At 66.1% G+C, this 18,395-nt stretch carries 15 protein-coding genes; 12 read left to right on the forward strand and 3 right to left on the reverse strand.

Annotated elements, in window-relative coordinates:
• The first annotated feature begins 7 nt into the window (after positions 1-7).
• Positions 8-1,129: a DNA replication/repair protein RecF gene (recF, locus tag AC6H34_RS14190; RefSeq protein WP_448149348.1), complete on the forward strand. Its 1,122-nt coding sequence runs from the start codon at positions 8-10 to the stop codon at positions 1,127-1,129.
• Positions 1,130-1,201: 72 nt separating this feature from the next.
• On the opposite strand, the gene AC6H34_RS14195 is transcribed toward recF, so the two are convergent.
• Entirely contained in the window at positions 1,202-2,617 is a 1,416-nt protein-coding gene (locus tag AC6H34_RS14195) for an aspartate aminotransferase family protein (protein WP_497539198.1), read from the reverse strand.
• 100 nt (positions 2,618-2,717) lie between these two features.
• Positions 2,718-4,106 carry an aspartate aminotransferase family protein gene (locus tag AC6H34_RS14200; RefSeq protein WP_497539199.1) on the reverse strand — a complete coding sequence of 463 codons (1,389 nt, stop codon included), beginning with the start codon at positions 4,104-4,106 and terminating at the stop codon, positions 2,718-2,720.
• A gap of 172 nt (positions 4,107-4,278) precedes the next feature.
• Here AC6H34_RS14200 and AC6H34_RS14205 point away from each other — a divergent pair, with 172 nt between their 5' ends.
• The 5 genes from AC6H34_RS14205 to AC6H34_RS14225 all read left to right on the forward strand — a co-directional run bounded on the left by AC6H34_RS14205 (position 4,279) and on the right by AC6H34_RS14225 (position 10,520).
• Entirely contained in the window at positions 4,279-5,574 is a 1,296-nt protein-coding gene (locus tag AC6H34_RS14205; protein WP_448149345.1) for an amidohydrolase family protein, read from the forward strand.
• Between the two features lie 194 nt (positions 5,575-5,768).
• Complete coding sequence (locus AC6H34_RS14210) at positions 5,769-6,812, forward strand: BMP family protein (RefSeq protein WP_497539200.1); 1,044 nt, start codon at positions 5,769-5,771, stop codon at positions 6,810-6,812.
• 200 nt (positions 6,813-7,012) lie between these two features.
• Entirely contained in the window at positions 7,013-8,524 is a 1,512-nt protein-coding gene (locus tag AC6H34_RS14215) for an ABC transporter ATP-binding protein (RefSeq protein ID WP_497539201.1), read from the forward strand.
• Positions 8,524-9,579 (forward strand): ABC transporter permease, encoded by a 1,056-nt coding sequence (locus tag AC6H34_RS14220; protein WP_448149342.1) that lies wholly within the window; start codon positions 8,524-8,526, stop codon positions 9,577-9,579. Before AC6H34_RS14215 ends, AC6H34_RS14220 begins: the two co-directional genes overlap by 1 nt.
• The gene (locus AC6H34_RS14225; protein ID WP_497539202.1) at positions 9,576-10,520 is read left to right on the forward strand and encodes an ABC transporter permease; all 945 of its coding nucleotides are present in this window, start codon (positions 9,576-9,578) and stop codon (positions 10,518-10,520) included. The genes AC6H34_RS14220 and AC6H34_RS14225 overlap by 4 nt, the downstream gene beginning before the upstream one ends.
• Positions 10,521-10,534: 14 nt before the next feature.
• Here AC6H34_RS14225 and cobD read toward each other — a convergent pair whose 3' ends face one another.
• The gene (gene cobD, locus AC6H34_RS14230; RefSeq protein ID WP_497539203.1) at positions 10,535-11,548 is read right to left on the reverse strand and encodes a threonine-phosphate decarboxylase CobD; all 1,014 of its coding nucleotides are present in this window, start codon (positions 11,546-11,548) and stop codon (positions 10,535-10,537) included.
• A gap of 75 nt (positions 11,549-11,623) precedes the next feature.
• On the opposite strand from cobD, the gene AC6H34_RS14235 reads away from it, so the two are divergent.
• From AC6H34_RS14235 to AC6H34_RS14260, 6 genes are all read left to right on the forward strand, one after another.
• A complete protein-coding gene (locus tag AC6H34_RS14235) occupies positions 11,624-12,847 on the forward strand; it encodes an acyl-CoA dehydrogenase (protein ID WP_497539204.1) in 1,224 nt (407 codons plus the stop codon).
• Positions 12,848-13,113: 266 nt separating this feature from the next.
• Positions 13,114-14,445, forward strand: coding sequence for an 8-oxoguanine deaminase (locus AC6H34_RS14240; RefSeq protein WP_497539205.1), 1,332 nt, complete (start codon positions 13,114-13,116; stop codon positions 14,443-14,445).
• Between the two features lie 63 nt (positions 14,446-14,508).
• Positions 14,509-15,318, forward strand: a complete 810-nt coding sequence (locus AC6H34_RS14245; protein WP_497539206.1) for a M15 family metallopeptidase — start codon at positions 14,509-14,511, stop codon at positions 15,316-15,318.
• Positions 15,312-16,106 carry an alpha/beta fold hydrolase gene (locus AC6H34_RS14250; RefSeq protein WP_448149336.1) on the forward strand — a complete coding sequence of 265 codons (795 nt, stop codon included), beginning with the start codon at positions 15,312-15,314 and terminating at the stop codon, positions 16,104-16,106. The genes AC6H34_RS14245 and AC6H34_RS14250 overlap by 7 nt, the downstream gene beginning before the upstream one ends.
• Positions 16,106-17,728: a Mur ligase family protein gene (locus tag AC6H34_RS14255; RefSeq protein ID WP_497539207.1), complete on the forward strand. Its 1,623-nt coding sequence runs from the start codon at positions 16,106-16,108 to the stop codon at positions 17,726-17,728. Before AC6H34_RS14250 ends, AC6H34_RS14255 begins: the two co-directional genes overlap by 1 nt.
• Entirely contained in the window at positions 17,614-18,372 is a 759-nt protein-coding gene (locus tag AC6H34_RS14260; RefSeq protein ID WP_448149334.1) for a class I SAM-dependent methyltransferase, read from the forward strand. The genes AC6H34_RS14255 and AC6H34_RS14260 overlap by 115 nt, the downstream gene beginning before the upstream one ends.
• Positions 18,373-18,395 lie beyond the last annotated feature (23 nt).

Genomic DNA, 18,395 nt, shown 5'->3' on the forward strand with positions numbered 1-18,395 from the left:
TCCCAGGATGATCTCGCCCCGCATCACCCGCCTGATCCTCACGACGTTCCGTTCCTATTCGCGTCTCGATCTTGCCGTCGATTCCGGCATGGTGGTGCTCACCGGCCAGAACGGCGCCGGCAAGACCAACGTGCTGGAAGCAATTTCCCTGCTCACCCAGGGCAAGGGCCTGCGCCGTGCCGAACTGGAAGACATGGCGAGCGAGGAAGGCCCCGGCGGCTTTGCCGTCGCCGTCGAGGTGGATGGCGCTCTGGGGCCGGTGCATCTCGGCACCGGTGTCGAAGGGCCGGACGCAGGTCCACGCAAATATCGCATCGATCGCCAGCCCGTCTCCTCCGCCACCGCCTTCTCCGATCACCTGCGGCTCGTCTGGCTGACGCCTTCCATGGATGGGCTGTTCTCAGGTTCCGCGGGAGAGCGCCGGCGCTTCCTCGACCGTCTGGTGCTGGCCGTCGATGCCGGCCACGGCACCCGGGTCAACGCGCTCGAACGGGCACTGCGCTCGCGCAATCGCCTTTTGGAAGAGCCCAATGCCGATCTGCGCTGGCTCGACGCCGCGGAGCATGAGGTCGCCGATCTTGCGATCGCCGTTGCCGCATCGAGGGCGGATACGGTGCGCCGCCTCGCCGGGTTGATCGACGAGGAAATCGACCCCTCGTCACCCTTTCCCCATGCCCGCATCGCGCTCGACGGCGCCATCGAGAACGCTGTTCTCGATGAACCGGCGCTGGCGGTGGAGGAGCGTTATCGCCAGGTCCTGCGGGATGGACGCTCGCGCGACCGCGCGGCGGGGCGCACGCTGGAAGGGCCGCACCTCACCGATCTTCTCGTCGTGCATGGCCCGAAGGGCATCGCTGCGGAGCGCGCATCGACCGGCGAGCAGAAGGCGCTGCTTCTGGGACTGGTGCTCGCGCATGCGAAGCTGGTGGCGCGCCTCACCGGCATGACTCCTATCGTGTTGCTCGACGAGGTCGCCGCCCATCTCGATCCAAGCCGCCGCGCCGCACTCTATGACCGGCTGGAGAGCTTCGGGGCGCAGGTCTGGCTCACGGGGGCCGATCCGGCGGCATTCGAGGCGATTGCCGACAGGGCGGCGGTCTACAAGGTCACGCCGGGCCGGGTGGAGTAGCTCCCGTGGGGCGGCCGGCTTCCGGCCGGCCCTTGAAACGAAGGAGTTTCAGGGTGGGGCGCCGCGCCTGCCTCAATCGGAAGCGGTGCTCGTTCGGGAGGCCGGCTGGGAGCCGGCGGTCCCGGAAAAGCCGGCCAGCGAGCCGACCACATCTGCGAACGCCGCCGCCAGTTTCGCAACGTCCGCCTCGGTCGTCGCGGGCGAGACCAGCATCATGTTATGGAAAGGTGCGATCAGCACGCCGCGATTGAGCAGGCCGAGATGCACGGCCGCCTCGAGCTCGTGGATGTGGGTCGCCTCCGCTTCGGTTCCGTTCCTCAGGGGCGCCGGGGCGAAGATGAACTCCACGCGGGCGCCAACGCGGGCGACGTGCCACGGCAGCTTGGCGCCGGCGATCACGGCCGACAAGCTCTCCTGGAGGAGCCCGGCCAGCCGTTCCATATGGGCGTAGGCGTCGTGCGTCATCACCTGCGTCAGCGTTGCATGCATGGTCGCGAGCACGAGCGCATTGGCCGAGAGCGTCGTGCCCATGCCCGAGTGGCCCGGCGCAAGCATGGCGCGCACGGCATCGAGCTTTGCTGCCACCTCGTCGGTAAATCCCCAGACGGCCGCCGGCACGCCGCCGGCGATCGGCTTGCCGAGCACGAAGAGGTCAGGCTCCAGGCCGTAGCGCCTCGTATAACCGCCCGGCCCGGTGGAGATGGTGTGCGTCTCGTCGATCAGCAGCAGGGTGCCTGCCGTTCTCGTCAACTGCCTCAGCGCTGCGTGGAAGCCGGATTCGGGCAGCACCATCGAGGAATTCGTGAGAACCGGCTCAGTGATGACGCAGGCTATATCACCGCCCGCCAGTGCTCGTTCCAGGGCCGGAGTGTCGTTGAATTCCACCACGGCTGCATTGCCGGTGGGATCGTTGGCCTGGCCGATGAGGCCTGCCCTCGGTACCGGCTTGCCGTCCACCAGCCGCACGAAGGTCTCGTCCACGGTGCCGTGGTAGCAGCCGTTGAAGACCAGGATCCTGTTGCGGCCGGTCACGGCGCGGGCAACGCGGAGGGCGTAGCGGTTGGCGTCCGTAGCCGTCGCGGCGATCTGCCAGTTCGGCAGGCCGAAGCGCTGGCTGAGCAAGGGGCCTATCTCGGCAGCTTTCGGGGTGGGCAGCATATAGGTAAGGCCGATTCCGGCCTGTGCCGCGATGGCTCTGGCGACCGGCTCCGGCGAATGGCCGAACATCGAGCCGGTATCGCCGAGGCAGAAATCGGACAGGCTGTTGCCATCGATATCCGTGATGGTGGCTCCGCGTGCCTGGGCGACCATCATGGGGAAGGGCATCGGCCAGTCACGCATCCAGTGCATCGGCACGCCCTGGTAGAAGCCGTGCTTGAGCTGTTCCGCCATTGTTCGAGAGCGGGGGCGGGCGGCGGCGTAGAGGGTGCTCTCGGCCTTGAAAAAGGACTCGACGCGAGCTTGGTCTATACCGGCGAGAACAGACATGGGAATCCCCGGGATAGCAGGCATCCCTGCCTGCCCTTGGAAACGGACCGCTTGCTGGAAAGAAGGAGCAGGCAGGGACGCCTGCTATCCCGGGAGGGGGTTACACGTATCCCCTGCGCTTCACTTCGTCCCACGTCTGGTCCAGCGTCTTCCTGGCCTTGGCAATCAGCTCGTCTACTTCCTCGTGGCTGATCACCAGGGGAGGAGCAATGATCATGGTGTCGCGCGTGGCACGCATCACCAGGCCGTTGCTGAAGGAGAAATCGCGGGCGATAAGACCCACCGTACCTGTCTCGACCGGCCAGGACGCACGGGCCTTCTTGTTGGGGGTCAGTTCGAGGGCGCCGACCAGACCCACCATGCGAGCCTCGCCAACCATCGGGTAATCGCCAAGCGCCAGCCATTGCTTCTGCATGTACGGGCCGATGTCGTTCTTCACGCGCTCGACGATCTTTTCCTCGCGCAGGATCTTGATATTGGCGATCGCAGCGGCGGCGCAGGCCGGATGGCCGGAATAGGTATAGCCATGGTTGAAGTCGCCGGCATTGGCGATCACCTCGGCCACCTTCTCGTTCACCATCACGCCGCCGATGGGCAGGTAACCGGAGGAGATACCCTTGGCCATCGACATGATGTCCGGCTCGTAGCCGAAATATTCACAGCCGAACCATTCGCCCGTGCGCCCGAAGCCGCAGATGACCTCGTCGGACACCAGCAGGATGTCGCGTTCGCGGCAGATGCGCTGGATCTCGGGCCAATAGGTCGAAGGCGGGATGATCACGGCGCCGGCACCCTGGATCGGCTCGGCGACGAAGGCGGCGATAGTGTCGGCCCCGAGTTCGTCGATGGTGCGCTCGAGCTCCCGAGCCGCCCACAGGCCGAACTCCTCGGGGCTCTGGTCCCCGCCCTCGCCATACCAGTAGGGCTGGGCGATATGGACGATTCCCGGAATGGGCAGGCCGCCCTGGGCGTGCATCGGCTTCATGCCGCCGAGCGAAGCGCCGCCCATGGTCGAGCCGTGATAGCCGTTCTTTCGCGAGATGATGGTGAACTTGCCCGGCTTGTCCTGTGCCGCCCAGTAGTGACGCACCATGCGGATCACGGTGTCGTTGGACTCGGAGCCGGATCCCGTGAAGAACACGCGCTGGAACTGCGGCGGCGTCACTTCGGCGAGCAGGCGGGAGAGCTCAATAGCCGGCAAATGAGTCGTCTTGAAGAATGTGTTGTAGAAAGGCAGCTCCCGCATCTGCTGCGCAACCGCCTCGACAATCTCCTCCCGGCCGTAGCCGATATTGACGTTCCACAGGCCCGACATGCCGTCGATGATCTTGTTGCCCTCGGAATCCCACAGATGCACGCCATTGGCCTTGACGATGACGCGCGCGCCTTCGGTGTTGAGGCCCTTGGTGTCGGTGAACGGATGCAGGTGATGCGCCGCATCGATCTCGCGCAGTTCCGATGTCGTCAGGTTGGTCTGATGCAGGGTCATGATCCAAGCTTTCGGGAAAATTGTGATCCCAATTTTGTGATCACAAATTCCGGAAGTCAACCCCTGCGATGAGAAGCGTGGGACTGCCGCCCCGGGACGGTCCCGGTTTCGTCTTGCGAAGCGGTGCCAATCTCTGCTCCATTCACGCGGCGATACAGGGGGAACCGGAATCATGGCCTTCGATCTTCTCGTTACCAATGCGGTCCTGCCCGATGGGCGCAGCGGACAGGCCATTGGTGTCAGCGGCGGGCGGATTGCGGCCATCGGGCCCGATATCACGGGCGAGGCGGCCGAGACCATCGATGCCGGCGGCCTGCTGGTAGCCCCGCCCTTCGTGGACTGCCATTTCCACATGGACGCGACGCTGTCGCTCGGGCTGCCTCGCCTCAACCAGTCGGGAACCCTGCTGGAGGGCATAGCGCTGTGGGGCGAACTCAAGCCCATTCTCACCCATGAGGCGGTGATCGAACGGGCTCTGCGCTATTGCGACCTCGCCGTCAGCCAGGGCCTGCTTGCCGTACGCAGCCATGTCGACGTCTGCGACGACCGTCTTCTTGCCGTGGAGGCGCTTCTCGAGGTCAAGCGCTTGGTGAAGCCCTATCTCGACCTCCAGCTCGTCGCCTTTCCGCAGGACGGCTATTTCCGCTCGCCGACAGCGGCGCGCAATCTTGAGCGGGCGCTCGATCTCGGTGTCGACGTGGTCGGCGGCATTCCGCATTTCGAGCGCACGATGGAGGAAGGCGTCGCATCGGTGAAGGCGCTCTGCGCCATCGCGGCCAAGCGCGGCCTGATGATAGACCTCCACTGCGACGAGAGCGACGACCCCCTTTCGCGCCATATCGAAGTGCTGGCCGCCGAGACTCATCGGTTGGGCCTCGGTGGCCGGGCGACCGGCTCGCATCTCACCTCGATGCATTCGATGGATTCCTACTACGTCTCCAAGCTGCTGCCGCTGATCAAGGAGTCCGGGCTCTTCGCCATCGCAAATCCCCTGATCAACATCACCCTCCAGGGCCGGCACGACACCTATCCCAAGCGTCGCGGACTGATGCGCATTCCCGAGATGCGCGCGCTCGGCATCCCGGTCGCGCTCGGCCAGGATTGCGTGATGGATCCCTGGTACGGCCTGGGCGGTGCGGATATGCTCGACGTCGCCCACATGGCCGTCCATGCCGTGCCGATGACGAGCAGGGAGGCGATACGCTGGGCCTTCGAAGCGGTCACCTCGGTGCCCGCAGCCGTGATGGGGCTCCAGGATTATGGGCTGGCCACCGGCTGCAATGCCGATTTCGTACTCCTGCAGGCGCGCGACACCATCGAGGCGGTGCGCATGCGGGCGACGAGGCTGGCGGTCATCCGTCGCGGCAAGGTGATCGCGCGGACGCCGCCACGCCAGGCCACGCTCGATCTGCCGGGCCGGCCCGCGGACCTCGATCCTTCCAGCTATGCGCCCAGGACGGACGGATAGGCTGTTTGTGTAAAATAAGGGCATGACTCGGGTATGCCCAATCGAGGTGCAGTTTTCTGGTTTGACCATCTGGACAGCGCCACGAAGGAGCGCCACAGTTGATGGAGCGGAACGGTCGAAGCTTCCGCATTCGCACAAGTACTCACGTCATCCGGGTTCGAATTTTCATAGACGTCAGGCAGAGGGGGCATGACATGTCGGATCATCACAGCAACCAGAACGAGCGAGAGAAGCGGGCGGCGGGGGGCCTCTCGCGGAGGCATTTCGTCCAGCTCGGCACTCTCGGCCTGCTGACCGCTGGTCTGCCGCTGCCGGCCTTGTCGGCGGAGAAGAAGCTCAAGGTCGCGGCTATCTTCGCCACGCCCATCGAGGAGCCCTGGGATCACCAGATCCACGTCGCCCTGCTCAAGGCGCAGAAGGAACTCGGCATCGAGTACAAGTTCTCCGAAAAGGTCCAGGCCGCCGATTTCAGCCGCGTGATGCGCGAATATGCGCAGGGCGGCTATGAGCTCGTTCTCGGCGACGCCTTCGCCGCCGAGCGTGAATCTCGCAAGACGGCCAAGCAGTTCCCGAAGACGGCCTTCCTGTTCGGTTCCGGTGCGGGGCCGGCCGAACCCAATTTCGGCGTCTTCGACAACTGGATACACGAGCCCGCCTACCTCTCCGGCCTGATTGCCGGCAAGATGACCAAGTCCAACACCATCGGTGCCGTGGCGGCCATGGGCATCCCGGAGGTCAACCGCCTCGTCAACGCCTTCTTCGCCGGCGCAAAGGAAGCCAATCCCGCCATCAAGAAGAAGGTGACCTTCATCGGCTCCTTCTTCGACCCGCCCAAGGCCAAGGAAGCCGCCATCGCGCAGATCGACGCGGGGGTCGACGTGATCTATGCCGAGCGCTTCGGTGTGATCGATGCTGCCAAGGAAAAGAAGATCTATGCCATCTCCAACATGTCCGACCAGTCGGACCAGGGCCCGGATACCGTGATTACCGGTCCGGTCTGGGACATGTATCCGACCGTCGAGCAGGCCATCAAGGTGGTGCGGGCCGGTGTGTTCACCGCACAGGACTACGGCGACTTCTCGCGCATGGCCAAGGGCGGGTCCACTCTCGCGCCCTACCACAAGTTCGACAAGCTTCTTCCGGCCGAGGTGAAGGATCTGGTGGAGAAGAAGAAGACCGAAATCCTCGAAGGCAATTTCCGCGTCGACGTGGACGAGAATACGCCGGTTTCGGATTGAACGGAGACGGCCGGATACCTTCTCCCCCGACGGGGCGACGGTGCCGTCAAGGAGCGAAGGAGCAGACTTCCGGCCCCTTCCTCCTACGTTCCAATCCCGGCCGCGAGCCTTTCCGAGTGTGATGCGAGGCCCCTCGTCCTCCTGTCGGGACCTTCCCCCGCAGGGGGAGAGGGGGGCTTCAAACTTCAGCAATTGTGCCTATGACCTCCACCACCTCCATCGTCGAGATGCGCGGCATCTCCAAGCGTTTCGGCGCCGTGCAGGCCAACGAGGCAGTCGATCTCGTGGTCCGTCCCGGTGAGATCGTGGGCCTGCTCGGCGAGAACGGCGCGGGCAAGACCACGCTGATGAACATCCTGTTCGGCGCCTATGCAGCCGATGCCGGCGAAATCCGGATCGACGGGCATCCGGCTCGCATCGGGAGTTCGGCCGACGCGCTTGCCGCAGGCATCGGCATGGTACACCAGCATTTCCATCTGGCCTCGCGCCTCACCGTGCTCGAAAACCTGCTCGTTGGACTGCCGGGCAGGGGAGGCCGGCTCGACCGGGCCGGTGCGCTGTCCAGGTTGAAGGAGATCGCCAGCCGCTTCAATCTGAGCCTCGATCCGGACCGGCGCGTGTCCTCCCTCGCCGTGGGGGAACAGCAGCGGCTGGAGGTGATCAAGGCGCTGTTTCGCGGAGCCAGGCTCCTCATTCTCGACGAGCCCACGGCCGTGCTGGCGCCCGAAGAGGCGGAAGGCTTGTTCAAGGCTCTTCGAGCCATGACGGCGCAGGGCCTCGGCATCATCTTCATATCCCACAAGCTCACCGAGGTCCGGGGGCTGACCGATCGCTGCGTCGTGTTGCGGCATGGCAGAATGGTCGCCTCCATCGCGGAGCCTGCCAGCACTTCGTCCAGCGAAATGGCCCGGTTGATGTGCGGCCACGAGATCGTGCCGCCGGAACGGCCGGTCTCCGAGCCCGGTGCGGTCGTCCTCAGCCTGGACAAGGTCTCGACGGCCGGACACGCAGGCATGGCGCTCAAGGAGGTCAGCCTGGCGGTGCGCGAGGGCGAGATCCTCGGCATTGCCGGAGTGGCCGGCAATGGGCAGCGGGCGCTGGCGGATGTCGTGGCAGGAATGCTGAAGCCCGTCGGCGGCAGGTTCGAGATCGCTGGCGCGCAGGTCGAGCCCTATGGTCCCCGCCGCGTCCAGGAGATGGGGCTTGGTCGCATTCCCGAGGACCGGATGACGCAGGGCATGGTCACCAGCCTGCCGCTGGCCGACAGCATGGTCCTCCCGCGCGTCCGCACGGCCGCATTCTCGGCCCGAGGCCTCCTGAAGCCGGGTGCTATCGTCGCCTTCGCCGAGGAGCAGATCCGGGCCTTCGATATACGATGCCCCGGCCCGATGGCGCGGGCCGGCTCGCTTTCCGGCGGCAATCTGCAGAAAGCTCTGCTGGCCCGGGAACTTGCGTTCGATCCCAAGGTGCTGATCGCCGCCCAGCCGACGCGCGGCCTCGACATCGGCGCTGCGCGCTTCGTGCATGAACGCTTTCTCGGCCTGCGTGGCCGGCGTTGCGGCCTCGTCGTGATCAGCGAGGACCTGGAGGAATTGCTGACGCTCTCGGATCGCATCGCCGTGCTCTATGAGGGGCGCGTTGCCGGTGTCCTCGCGTCCAGCGAAGCCTCGATCGAACGGCTTGGCCTGCTGATGAGCGGAGCGAAACACTGATGCTGAGACTCGAGCCTCGCCAGGCCACGCCCGTCTGGTTCAACCTCGCCTTGCCGCTCGCTGCCGTCGCGGTCGCGCTGGCCCTGTGCAGCGGGCTGATCGCGCTGGCCGGCGCGAATGTCGTGGACGCCTACGGTATCATGCTCGCGGCCGCCTTCGGCGATTTCTATTCGACCACCGAGACGCTGGTGAAGGCCGCCCCGATGATCTTCACGGGGCTTGCGGTCGCCGTCGCCTTCCGCGCGAAGTTCTGGAACATCGGCGCCGAAGGACAATTGATGGCGGGGGCCGTGGCGAGCTGTTTCGCCGGGACCTTTCCCATGCCGGGGCCTCTCGCCTGGCTGGCGATGGCTCTCGCGGGCGCGGCGGCGGGAGGCTTTGCCGCCCTGGTCCCGGCGCTCCTGCGCGTGCGGCTCAAGGTGGACGACGTCGTCAGCTCGCTGCTGCTGAACTCGGTGATCTATTTCGCCGTAATGGCCCTGATCGAAGGTCCCTGGAAGGATTCGCTTTCCGGCTATCCGATCTCTCCGCCCATCGAGGACAGCGCCAACTTCCCGGTCTTCTTCGAGGGAACCCGCCTGCATCTCGGCGTGCTCGCGGCCTTCCTGGCGGCGCCGGCGGTGTGGTTCCTGATTACCCGCACGACGCTCGGCTTCGCCATTCGCGTCACCGGCGAGAATGCCGAGGCGGCGAGCTATGGGGGCATCGCCGTGAACCGCATCCTCGTCCTCACCGCCCTGCTCTCGGGAGGCCTTGCCGGCCTGGCGGGCGTGGGCGAGGTCGGCGGCGTGCATTTCCAGGTCATGAGCGACCTGTCACCGGGGTTCGGTTACAGCGGCATCGTCATCGCCATGCTGGCCCGTCTCAATCCGCTCGGCGTGGTGCCGGCGGCCATCTTCTTCGCTGCGGCGATGACGGGTGCCGAGGCGATGTCGCGAGCAACGGGCGTGCCCGTCTTTCTCGCCGACGTCATCCAGGGTACGGCGCTGCTCGCCATGCTGGTCGCCCTCCTGTTCACCGCCTATCGCCTGCGCCGCGTCGGAGCCGCCGCATGAATGCGATCCTCGAACAGGTCTTCCAGATCGGCTTCTTCGCGGCGACGCTGCGCATCGCAACACCGCTGATCTTCGCGACCCTCGGCGAACTGATTTCGGAACGCGCCGGCGTGCTCAATCTCGGCATCGAAGGCATCATGCTGCTTTCGGCGATGACCGGTTTTACCGCAGCCTATTTCACCGGCAGCCTTTGGCTCGGAGTCCTGGCCGCCGTCGCCACGGGGGCGGCGATGGGCGCGATCCACGCCATCTTCACGGTGGCGCTGGGTCTCAGCCAGCATGTGTCGGGGATCGGCGTGACCCTGTTCTGCACGGGGCTCGCCTACTTCTTCTACCGCCTGGTTTTCGGCCAGCAATCCTCTCCTCCCACGGTGACGGCGTTCCAGCCCGTGCCGATCCCGGGCCTGTCGGAGATCCCCCTCGTCGGACCGGTGGTCTTCAACCAGTTCGCGCTGGTCTATCTCGCGCTGCTGGCCGTGGCTCTGGTCGCCTTCATCCTCTATCGCACGCCCTGGGGGCTTGGGCTGCGCATGGTCGGCGAGAATCCGCGGGCCGCCGATTCGGCCGGGATCAACGTGATGGCAAGGCGCTTCCAGGCCGTGATCATCGGAGGGGCCCTGATGGGCGTGGGAGGCGCGTTCCTCACCCTCGCGCAGTTCAACGCCTTCACGTTCGGGGTGATTTCGGGGCGCGGCTGGGTGGCGATCGCCCTGGTGGTGTTCGGGCGCTGGGATCCGGTGCGGGCGACGGGTGCGGCCCTGCTGTTTGCTCTCATCGACGCCCTGCAACTGCGGTTGCAGGCGAGCGGCCTCGGGCATATTCCCTATGAGGCCTTCCTGATGCTGCCCTTCCTGTTCACCATCGTCGCCATGGCACTGATGTCGCGCAACGCCGTGGCGCCCGCGGCCCTGCTCAAGCCCTTCCGCAAGGAGGAGCGATAGCCGCGCTGCGAACGCTACATCGCGCGGGTCTCGCGACTGTGATAACGGCCCAGCACCGCACGCAACCGGTCCTGGGCCTCGGCGTGGGGCTGCAGCCCGAAGCGCAGCCAGCGCGGATGGTCCGCGAAGCGGCGCACCCAGATGCCTGCCTGTCCGAGCTGGCGGAACAGAGCGGGAGCATGCGGCGTCTGCAGGAGGCGATAGAGATCCGTGCCGCCTATGATCGTGCCGGCAGCCATGAGATCGGCATCAAGTTCCTGTCGGGCGGTGCGAAGCGAGGCGCGCGTGCCGTTCTGCCAGAGGATGTCGGCGAGGGCTACCCGGCCGATCGCGATCGATTCACCGGAAACCGCCCAGGCGCCCATGGCCTGGCGCAGCCGACCGGTGATGGCTGGCTCCGCCAGGACGAAGCCGAGCCGGATGCCGGCGAGGCCGAAGAACTTCCCGAACGAGCGCAGCATGACGAGGCCCGGCGTACCCGCCATCGAGGCGAGGCTGATCTGGGGCACCACGTCGGCGAAGGCCTCGTCGAGGATGAGCGCACCGCCTTCGGCGTATTTCTGGGCGGCGAGTGCGAGCAGTTCCTCTCGGCCGAAATAGCCGCCGTCCGGATTGTTGGGATTGACGATCACGGCGATGGTCGCACCGTCGAGTTCCTCCCATCGCCGGGCCTCGACGACGTGATGGCCGGCGAGAGTCCAGCCGCGCGCATGTTCTGCGTAGGTCGGACTCAGCACGGCGACGCTGCCCGCCGGGAAAAGGCGCGGCAGCCACTGGATCGCCGCCTGCGTGCCCGGCGTGGCGACGACGCAGGCATCGAACGGCACACCGTAGCACTGTGCCGCCACGGCCTCGAGTTCGCGCGTGTCGTCGGGCGAGGGCAGTGCGGTCCACGCCTCGGGCGGAATGGCGGGAATCGGATAGGGCCAGGGATTGATGCCGGTCGAGAGATCGATCCAGGGCTGCGAGGCCTGCGGGAAGAGCCGCCGCGCCTCGCCGAGATTGCCGCCATGCTCCACTGCGCTCATGAGCCCACTCTTTTCTTGACGCCTTCAAGCGGCGCGACCAATGTCCCGCCAAATCACGTTAGGAGGGTATGGGCCATGGTGGACGCCGCGATCAAGCTTCATGACGCAGGCGAGGCGATCAAAAAGGCGAGCGAGTCTTTCGACTGGACCGATCCGCTCGGCCTCGAATCGCTCCTGACGGAGGAGGAGCGCCTCGTGCGCGACACTGCGCGCGATTATGCCAAGGACCGGCTGATGCCCCGCGTGCTCAAGGCCTATCGCGAGGAGACGTTCGACCGCGCCATCATGACGGAGATGGGCGAACTCGGCCTGCTCGGCGCCACCATTCCCGAAGCTTACGGCGGGGCCGGACTCGGTCATGTCGCCTACGGCCTGGTGGCGCGGGAGGTGGAGCGCGTCGACTCGGGCTATCGTTCGGCGATGTCGGTGCAGTCCTCGCTGGTGATGCATCCCATTTACGCCTATGGCAGCGAGGACCAGCGCAAGAAGTACCTGCCCAAGCTCGCCAGCGGCGAATTGGTCGGCTGCTTCGGCCTCACCGAACCCGATGCCGGGTCCGATCCCGGCTCCATGAAGACGCGGGCGGTGAAGGTGGACGGCGGCTACAGGCTTGACGGCGCCAAGATGTGGATCACCAATTCGCCCATCGCCGATATCGCAGTGGTCTGGGCCAAGCTCGACGATGTCATCCGCGGCTTCATCGTCGAGCGTGGCGCGGAGGGCTTCTCGACCCCCAAGATCGAGGGCAAGCTCTCGTTGCGCGCTTCGATCACCGGCGAGATCGTGCTGGAGGGCGTTGTCGTGCCTGAAGCCAATCTCCTGCCCAACGCCAGGGGTCTTTCCGGCCCCTTCGGATGCCTCAACAAGGCGCGCTACGGCATTGCCTGGGGCGCCATGGGCGCCGCCGAATTCTGCTGGCACCGGGCTCGCCAGTATACGCTCGACCGCAAGCAGTTCGGCCGGCCGCTCGCGGCCAATCAGCTCGTCCAGAAGAAGCTCGCCGATATGCAGACCGAGATCGCGCTCGGCCTGCTCGGCGCGCTCCAGCTCGGCCGCCTGCTCGACGCCCACACCGCCGCGCCGCCGGCCATCAGCCTGATGAAGCGCAACAACTGCGGCAAGGCGCTGGATATCGCTCGCATGGCCCGCGACATGCATGGGGGCAACGGCATCGCCGACGAGTTCCATGTCATGCGCGTGGCGCAGAACCTCGAAACTGTGAATACTTATGAGGGAACGCATGACGTGCATGCGTTGATCCTCGGGCGCGCGCAGACGGGCATCCAGGCCTTCTTCTGATCGGGGGGGAAGCGCAGGATGGGAGTGTCGATCACCCGATCGACATCATCCAGATCTTGGAGGCGACACGTTTGGGCGGCAGGGAAGAGGGCGATCGGTGATCGTCCCTCCCTGTCCATCTGGCCCGTTCCCGCAAGGCCGGCGCCCATGGGCGGGAAGCCCGCGCCGCCGGAGGAAACACTTTCCAAACAAATGCGGCTTGGCCTGCGGCGCGGCAGGCGCTTCTATGGGCGATCGTCCTGCTTTCCGTCTGTAGAGGAGATCCCATGCGCCTGTGGCTGAAAGATCCGCTCGCCATCCTGGCCGATGGCGCGGAGCGTGGCATCGTCGTCGAAGGCAGCCGCATCGCCGAACTGGTGCCGGCGGGCCGGGAGCCCACGGCCCCGGTGGATGGCGTGTTCGATGCCTCGCGCCATGTCGTGCTGCCCGGTCTCGTCAACACCCACCATCATTTCTACCAGACGCTGACCCGAGCCCACCCCGATGCCTGCGACATGCCGCTGTTCCCGTGGCTGAAGACGCTCTACCCGATCTGGTCGCGGCTCGATCCCGAGAGCTTCCGTCTCTCGGTAAGGCTGGCGCTGGTGGAATTGCTGATGTCGGGGTGCACCACGGCGGCTGATCATCACTATGTCTTTCCGAAGGGGCTGGAGCGGGCCGTCGATATCGAAGTCGAGGAGGCCCGGGCGCTCGGCATCCGCATGACGGTGTCGCGCGGCTCGATGAACCTCTCGCAGAAGGATGGCGGCCTGCCGCCGGACAGCGTGGTGCAGGACGAGGACACCATCCTCGCCGATTGCGAACGGGTGGCCGGTGCCTATCACGACACCAGGCCCGGCGCCATGATCCGCATCGCCTTCTCGCCCTGCTCGCCCTTCTCGGTGACCAAGAGCCTGATGCAGCGTACGGCCGAGCTCGCCGGGCGTTTCGACTGCCGCCTGCATACGCATCTCGCCGAGACGCAGGATGAGGACCGCTTCTGCGAGCAGGTCTATGGCTGCAGGCCGATCGAACTGCTCGACGAAGTCGGCTGGATGTCGCCGCGCACCTGGCTGGCCCACGGCATCCATTTCAGCGCCGATGACTGCACCACGCTCGGCCGCCACGGGGTGGGCGTCTGCCATTGCCCGACCTCCAACGCGGTGCTCGCCTCCGGTTTCTGCCGCACGGGCCTGCTCGAGGAAGCAGGGGCTCCGGTGGGGCTCGGCGTCGATGGCTCGGCCTCCAACGATTCGTCGAACCTGATGGAAGGCGTGCGCCACGCCCTGATGATCAACCGGCTCTCTCGCGGTGCCGAAGCCGTTTCGTGGCGCGACTGCCTGCGCTGGGCCACGGAAGGCTCCGCCCGTTGCCTGGGCCGCGACGACATCGGCGCCGTCAGGGCCGGGCTGGAGGCCGACCTTGCCCTGTTCACCCTCGACGAACTGCGCTTCTCCGGCGCCCATCATCCGATCGCCGCACTCGTCCATTGCGGTGCCCATCGGGCGGACCGCGTGATGGTGGCAGGGCAATGGCGCGTGGAGGACGGCCTGCCCGTGGGCTTGGACCTGGGGGGTCTCAGGCAGGCGCATGGCAAGATCGCGAGCCGGTTCCTGTAGTCCGCGGTCCCAGTCGCGTGCCATTCTTTGAATCGCCATGGCCGATCTGCTATCGCCACCCCTATGACCGATCTCCTCGCCCCCATCCCCTTTCGTCCCGACACCGCCGGCACCGCTTCCGGCTACAATCTGGTTCCCTTCGACCGCGCCGATCCGCGCTGGGGCGAGCCACTGGTCGACCTCGCTGCGGAAGGGCTGCTCACCCAGTCCTGGTATGCGCGCACGGATGGCGGCAATGCGCCGTATCACAAGCGTATCGCGGGGGCGGTCGAGGTGGTGGCGGCGCGCGCCGGTGTCTCCCGCCTTCTGAGGGCTGCCGACGCGGCGGTGGCTGGCAGGGGGCTGCGTATCAAGGCGTTGGACGCCTATCGCCCCATCGAGACGCAGGCGGGCCTGTGGAGCTTCTTCGAAGTCCAGCTTGCGGCGGAGCGGCCGGAGCTCTCGCCTGATGAACGCGAGGCGATCGTGCGCACCTTCGTGTCAGATCCGCGCCGCTTCGACCGGCGGGACGAGACCACCTGGCCCATCCACTCAACCGGCGGATCGGTGGATGTGATGCTGGTCGATGCGGCCAGCGGCGCGTTGCTCGATCATGGCGCCGACTTCGACGAGACGCATGAGCGCTCCTACACCGATCACTACGAAAGGCTGCTGCAGCGAGGCGAGATCGGCGCCGACGATCCCCGACTTCTCAACCGCCGCGTGCTGTTCAATGCGATGGTTAACGCGGGCTTTACCAACTATGCGTACGAATTCTGGCACTTCGACCATGGAACGCAGCTCCATATCCTGACCTTGCGGGATCAGGGCGCCGCAAATGCGCCTCAGGCTGCGTGGTATGGAACCACGGACCTGCCGGAAGGACTATGTTGACCCTGTCCACCTTCACAGCCAAGGGCACTCCCCACGCGATCGTCTCGTTCGGCAAACCGCTGGATGCGGGTACCCCCCACGTGATCTGGGCGCATGGCTGGGGGCAGGATCATCATGCCTTCCTGGCCCTGGCCCATTCGCTCGAACGCGTCGCCCATCATACGCTCATCGACTTTCCGGGCTTCGGCCAGAGTCCGGTGCCGCCCGAGAACGGCCATTCCGGCGTGTGGGACACCAGGGACTATGCCGACGCCGTGGCAGAATGGCTCGGCACTCTGCCGCGCGGCAGGCGCGTGTGGGTCGGTCATTCCTTCGGCGGCCGCGTGGGCCTGCGCCTCGCGACGAACCACTCCGAGGCCGTCGACGCCATGGTGCTGGTGGGGTCGCACGGCCTCAGGCCGATCCGCAGCCCTGCGACGCGGCTGAAGATCTTCTGGCGCGTGCGCCTGTTCAAGGCCTTGAAGCTTCTGGAAAGACTTGGCGTCGACGTCAGCGCCCGAAAGGCCAAGTTCGGCTCGGCCGATTATCGCAGCGCCGGAGCGATGCGCCCCGTCTTCGTCAAGGTCATCGCCGAGGACCAGAGCGAGGCGATCAAGTCCATCCGCATTCCCGTCCGCATTCTCTGCGGTGCCCTGGACGACCAGGCCCCGCCCGAGATGAGCGAGCGCCTGGCGAGCCTGATCCCGGGCGCTACGGTGAACATCCTGCCGGGGCTCGATCACTATACCATCCTCACCGACGGCGGCCCGCAGGTCGCGCATACCGTCGCAAAACTCCTGGAAGGCTGATGCTCGAAACGCTCGCCCCCGTGCTCAATTCGCCCCATGTCGCGGCAGCTCTGGTGTTGCTGGGCTTCATCCCCTTCGCCTGGAAGCGCTTCCTGACCTACCTGCACATCTTCCAGCAGGAGGAATATGACGGCGGGCGCTTCCTGCACTGGCTGCTCTACAACGTGGTGTTCGACACCCGGGTCAGCCTTGCCGTGGTCGTGCTCTCCGCCATGGCCATGCTCTATCCGGCGCCGGTGCTGCTGCTCGCCTTCTTCATCGGCGTAATTTTCCTCGTGGCGGCGCGTCGTGAGCGCGATCCGCGCCAGACCGGCAAGAAGAAGCTTGCCATGACGCAGCGCGCCACGCGCATCCTGCGCGTCGCCTTCGCGCTGGTGCTGCTGCTCGGCCTGGTCGGCGTCGGCTTCGGTGTCGCGCCGGTCTGGGTGGTGGTGCTCGTCCAGCTCATCCCCTTCGCGCTGGTGGCGGCGGTGAAGATTCTGCAGCCCGGCGAGAACCGCATCCAGCAGGGTTTCTGGAACGAGGCACATGAGAAGCTCAAGCGCCTTGCCCCCGTCGTCGTCGGAGTCACCGGCTCCTATGGCAAGACCTCGACCAAGCACATCCTCGGGCACCTGCTCGAAAGCGCCGGCTCGGCCCTGATCACGCCGGGTTCGGTCAACACGCCGATGGGCATTGCCCGCATCGTCCGCGAGAAGCTGGAGCCCTATCACCGCCATTTCGTGGTGGAGATGGGTGCCTACGGCCCCGGTTCGATCGAACGCCTGTGCCGTCTGGCCCCGCCCGACATCGCGGTGGTGACGGCGGTGGGTGCCGCTCACTACGAGCGCTTCAAATCGCTGGACACAGTGGCCAGGACGAAGTTCGAATTGCCGACCGCGGCGGTTGCCCGGGGCGGCAAGGCTATCATCAACGACGCCGTGCTCGCCTTCAAGGATGCGAAGCACTTCACCGACGCCCATCGCGCCTCGATGGTGCTGGTCGGCAATGGCGAGGGGAGCGAAGCGAAGATCCATTCGGTGACGCAGGGCAAGGACGGCCTCACCGTTGCGCTGAGCTATCTCGGCAAGGACTATACGCTGTTGGCACCTCTCTACGGCCTCCATCACGGCGGCAACATGGCGCTGGCCTTCGTCACGGCCCTTGCCATGGGCATCGACGCGGAGACGGCGGAGATCGCCATGCGCTCGACGCCGCAGATCGCCCATCGCCTGGAGGTGAAGCGCCAGGCCGACGGCACCGTCATCGTCGACGACGCCTACAATTCCAATCCCGCGGGCTTTGCTTCGGCGCTGGGAATTCTCCCTTTGCTGGTGGGCGAGGGCGGCCGGCGCATCCTGGTGACGCCCGGTATGGTGGAGCTCGGTGCCGCCCATGCCGAGGAGCACAGGAAGATCGGCACCCTGGCGGGCGAGACCGTGGACATCCTCCTCGCCGTGGCGCCCGATCGCATCCGCGACCTCGTCGATGCCTACAAGGCGGCCAGGCCCGACGGCGAAGTGGTGGAATGCGCGGGCTTCGCCGCGGCGCAAGGCTGGATGGGCTCGAACCTGCGGGCCGGCGACGTCGTGCTCCTGGAGAACGACCTGCCCGATCTCTACGAGCGCCAGTTGCGCCTGTGATAGCTGATCGCAAAGGCTTCATCGCGGCGCAGACGCGGGTTCTGCCCGTGCCCTACACGCCCGAGATCTCCCTTCATCTGGCCGACGAAGTCACGCCGCTCTGGCAGAAGACGGAGGAGGAACTGGGCGAGATGGGCCTACCGCCACCCTTCTGGGCCTTTGCCTGGGCTGGCGGCCAGGCGCTGGCGCGCTACATCCTCGACCATCCCGACATCGTCGCCGGCCGGCGCGTGCTCGACTTCGCTTCCGGTTCGGGCCTCGTCGCCATCGCCGCCATGAAGGCGGGGGCGGCCTCTGCCCACGCCGCGGATATCGACGGCTTTGCGCTGGAGGCCATGACGCTCAATGCGCAGGTGAACGGCGTGCGGATAGAGCCGGTCGCGGAGAACGTGCTCGGCCGCTTCGATATCGGCGTCGACGTGGTCCTGGCCGGGGACATCTTCTACGACCGCGAGATCGCCGCCGAAGTCCTCGCCTGGCTGAAGGGCTGGCGCCAGCGAGGCGCCCATGTGCTGGTTGGCGATCCCGGCCGGACCTACCTGCCAAAGGAGGAACTCAGCCTCCTGGCGAGCTATCAGGTGCCGGTGTCGCGAGAGCTGGAAGATCTGGAGATCAAGAAGTCGAGCGTGTGGGGGGTGAGGTAACCTTGGATCGCAGGCGTCTCGCC

The sequence above is a fragment of the Labrys sp. ALF-8 genome (genome assembly GCF_059699065.1).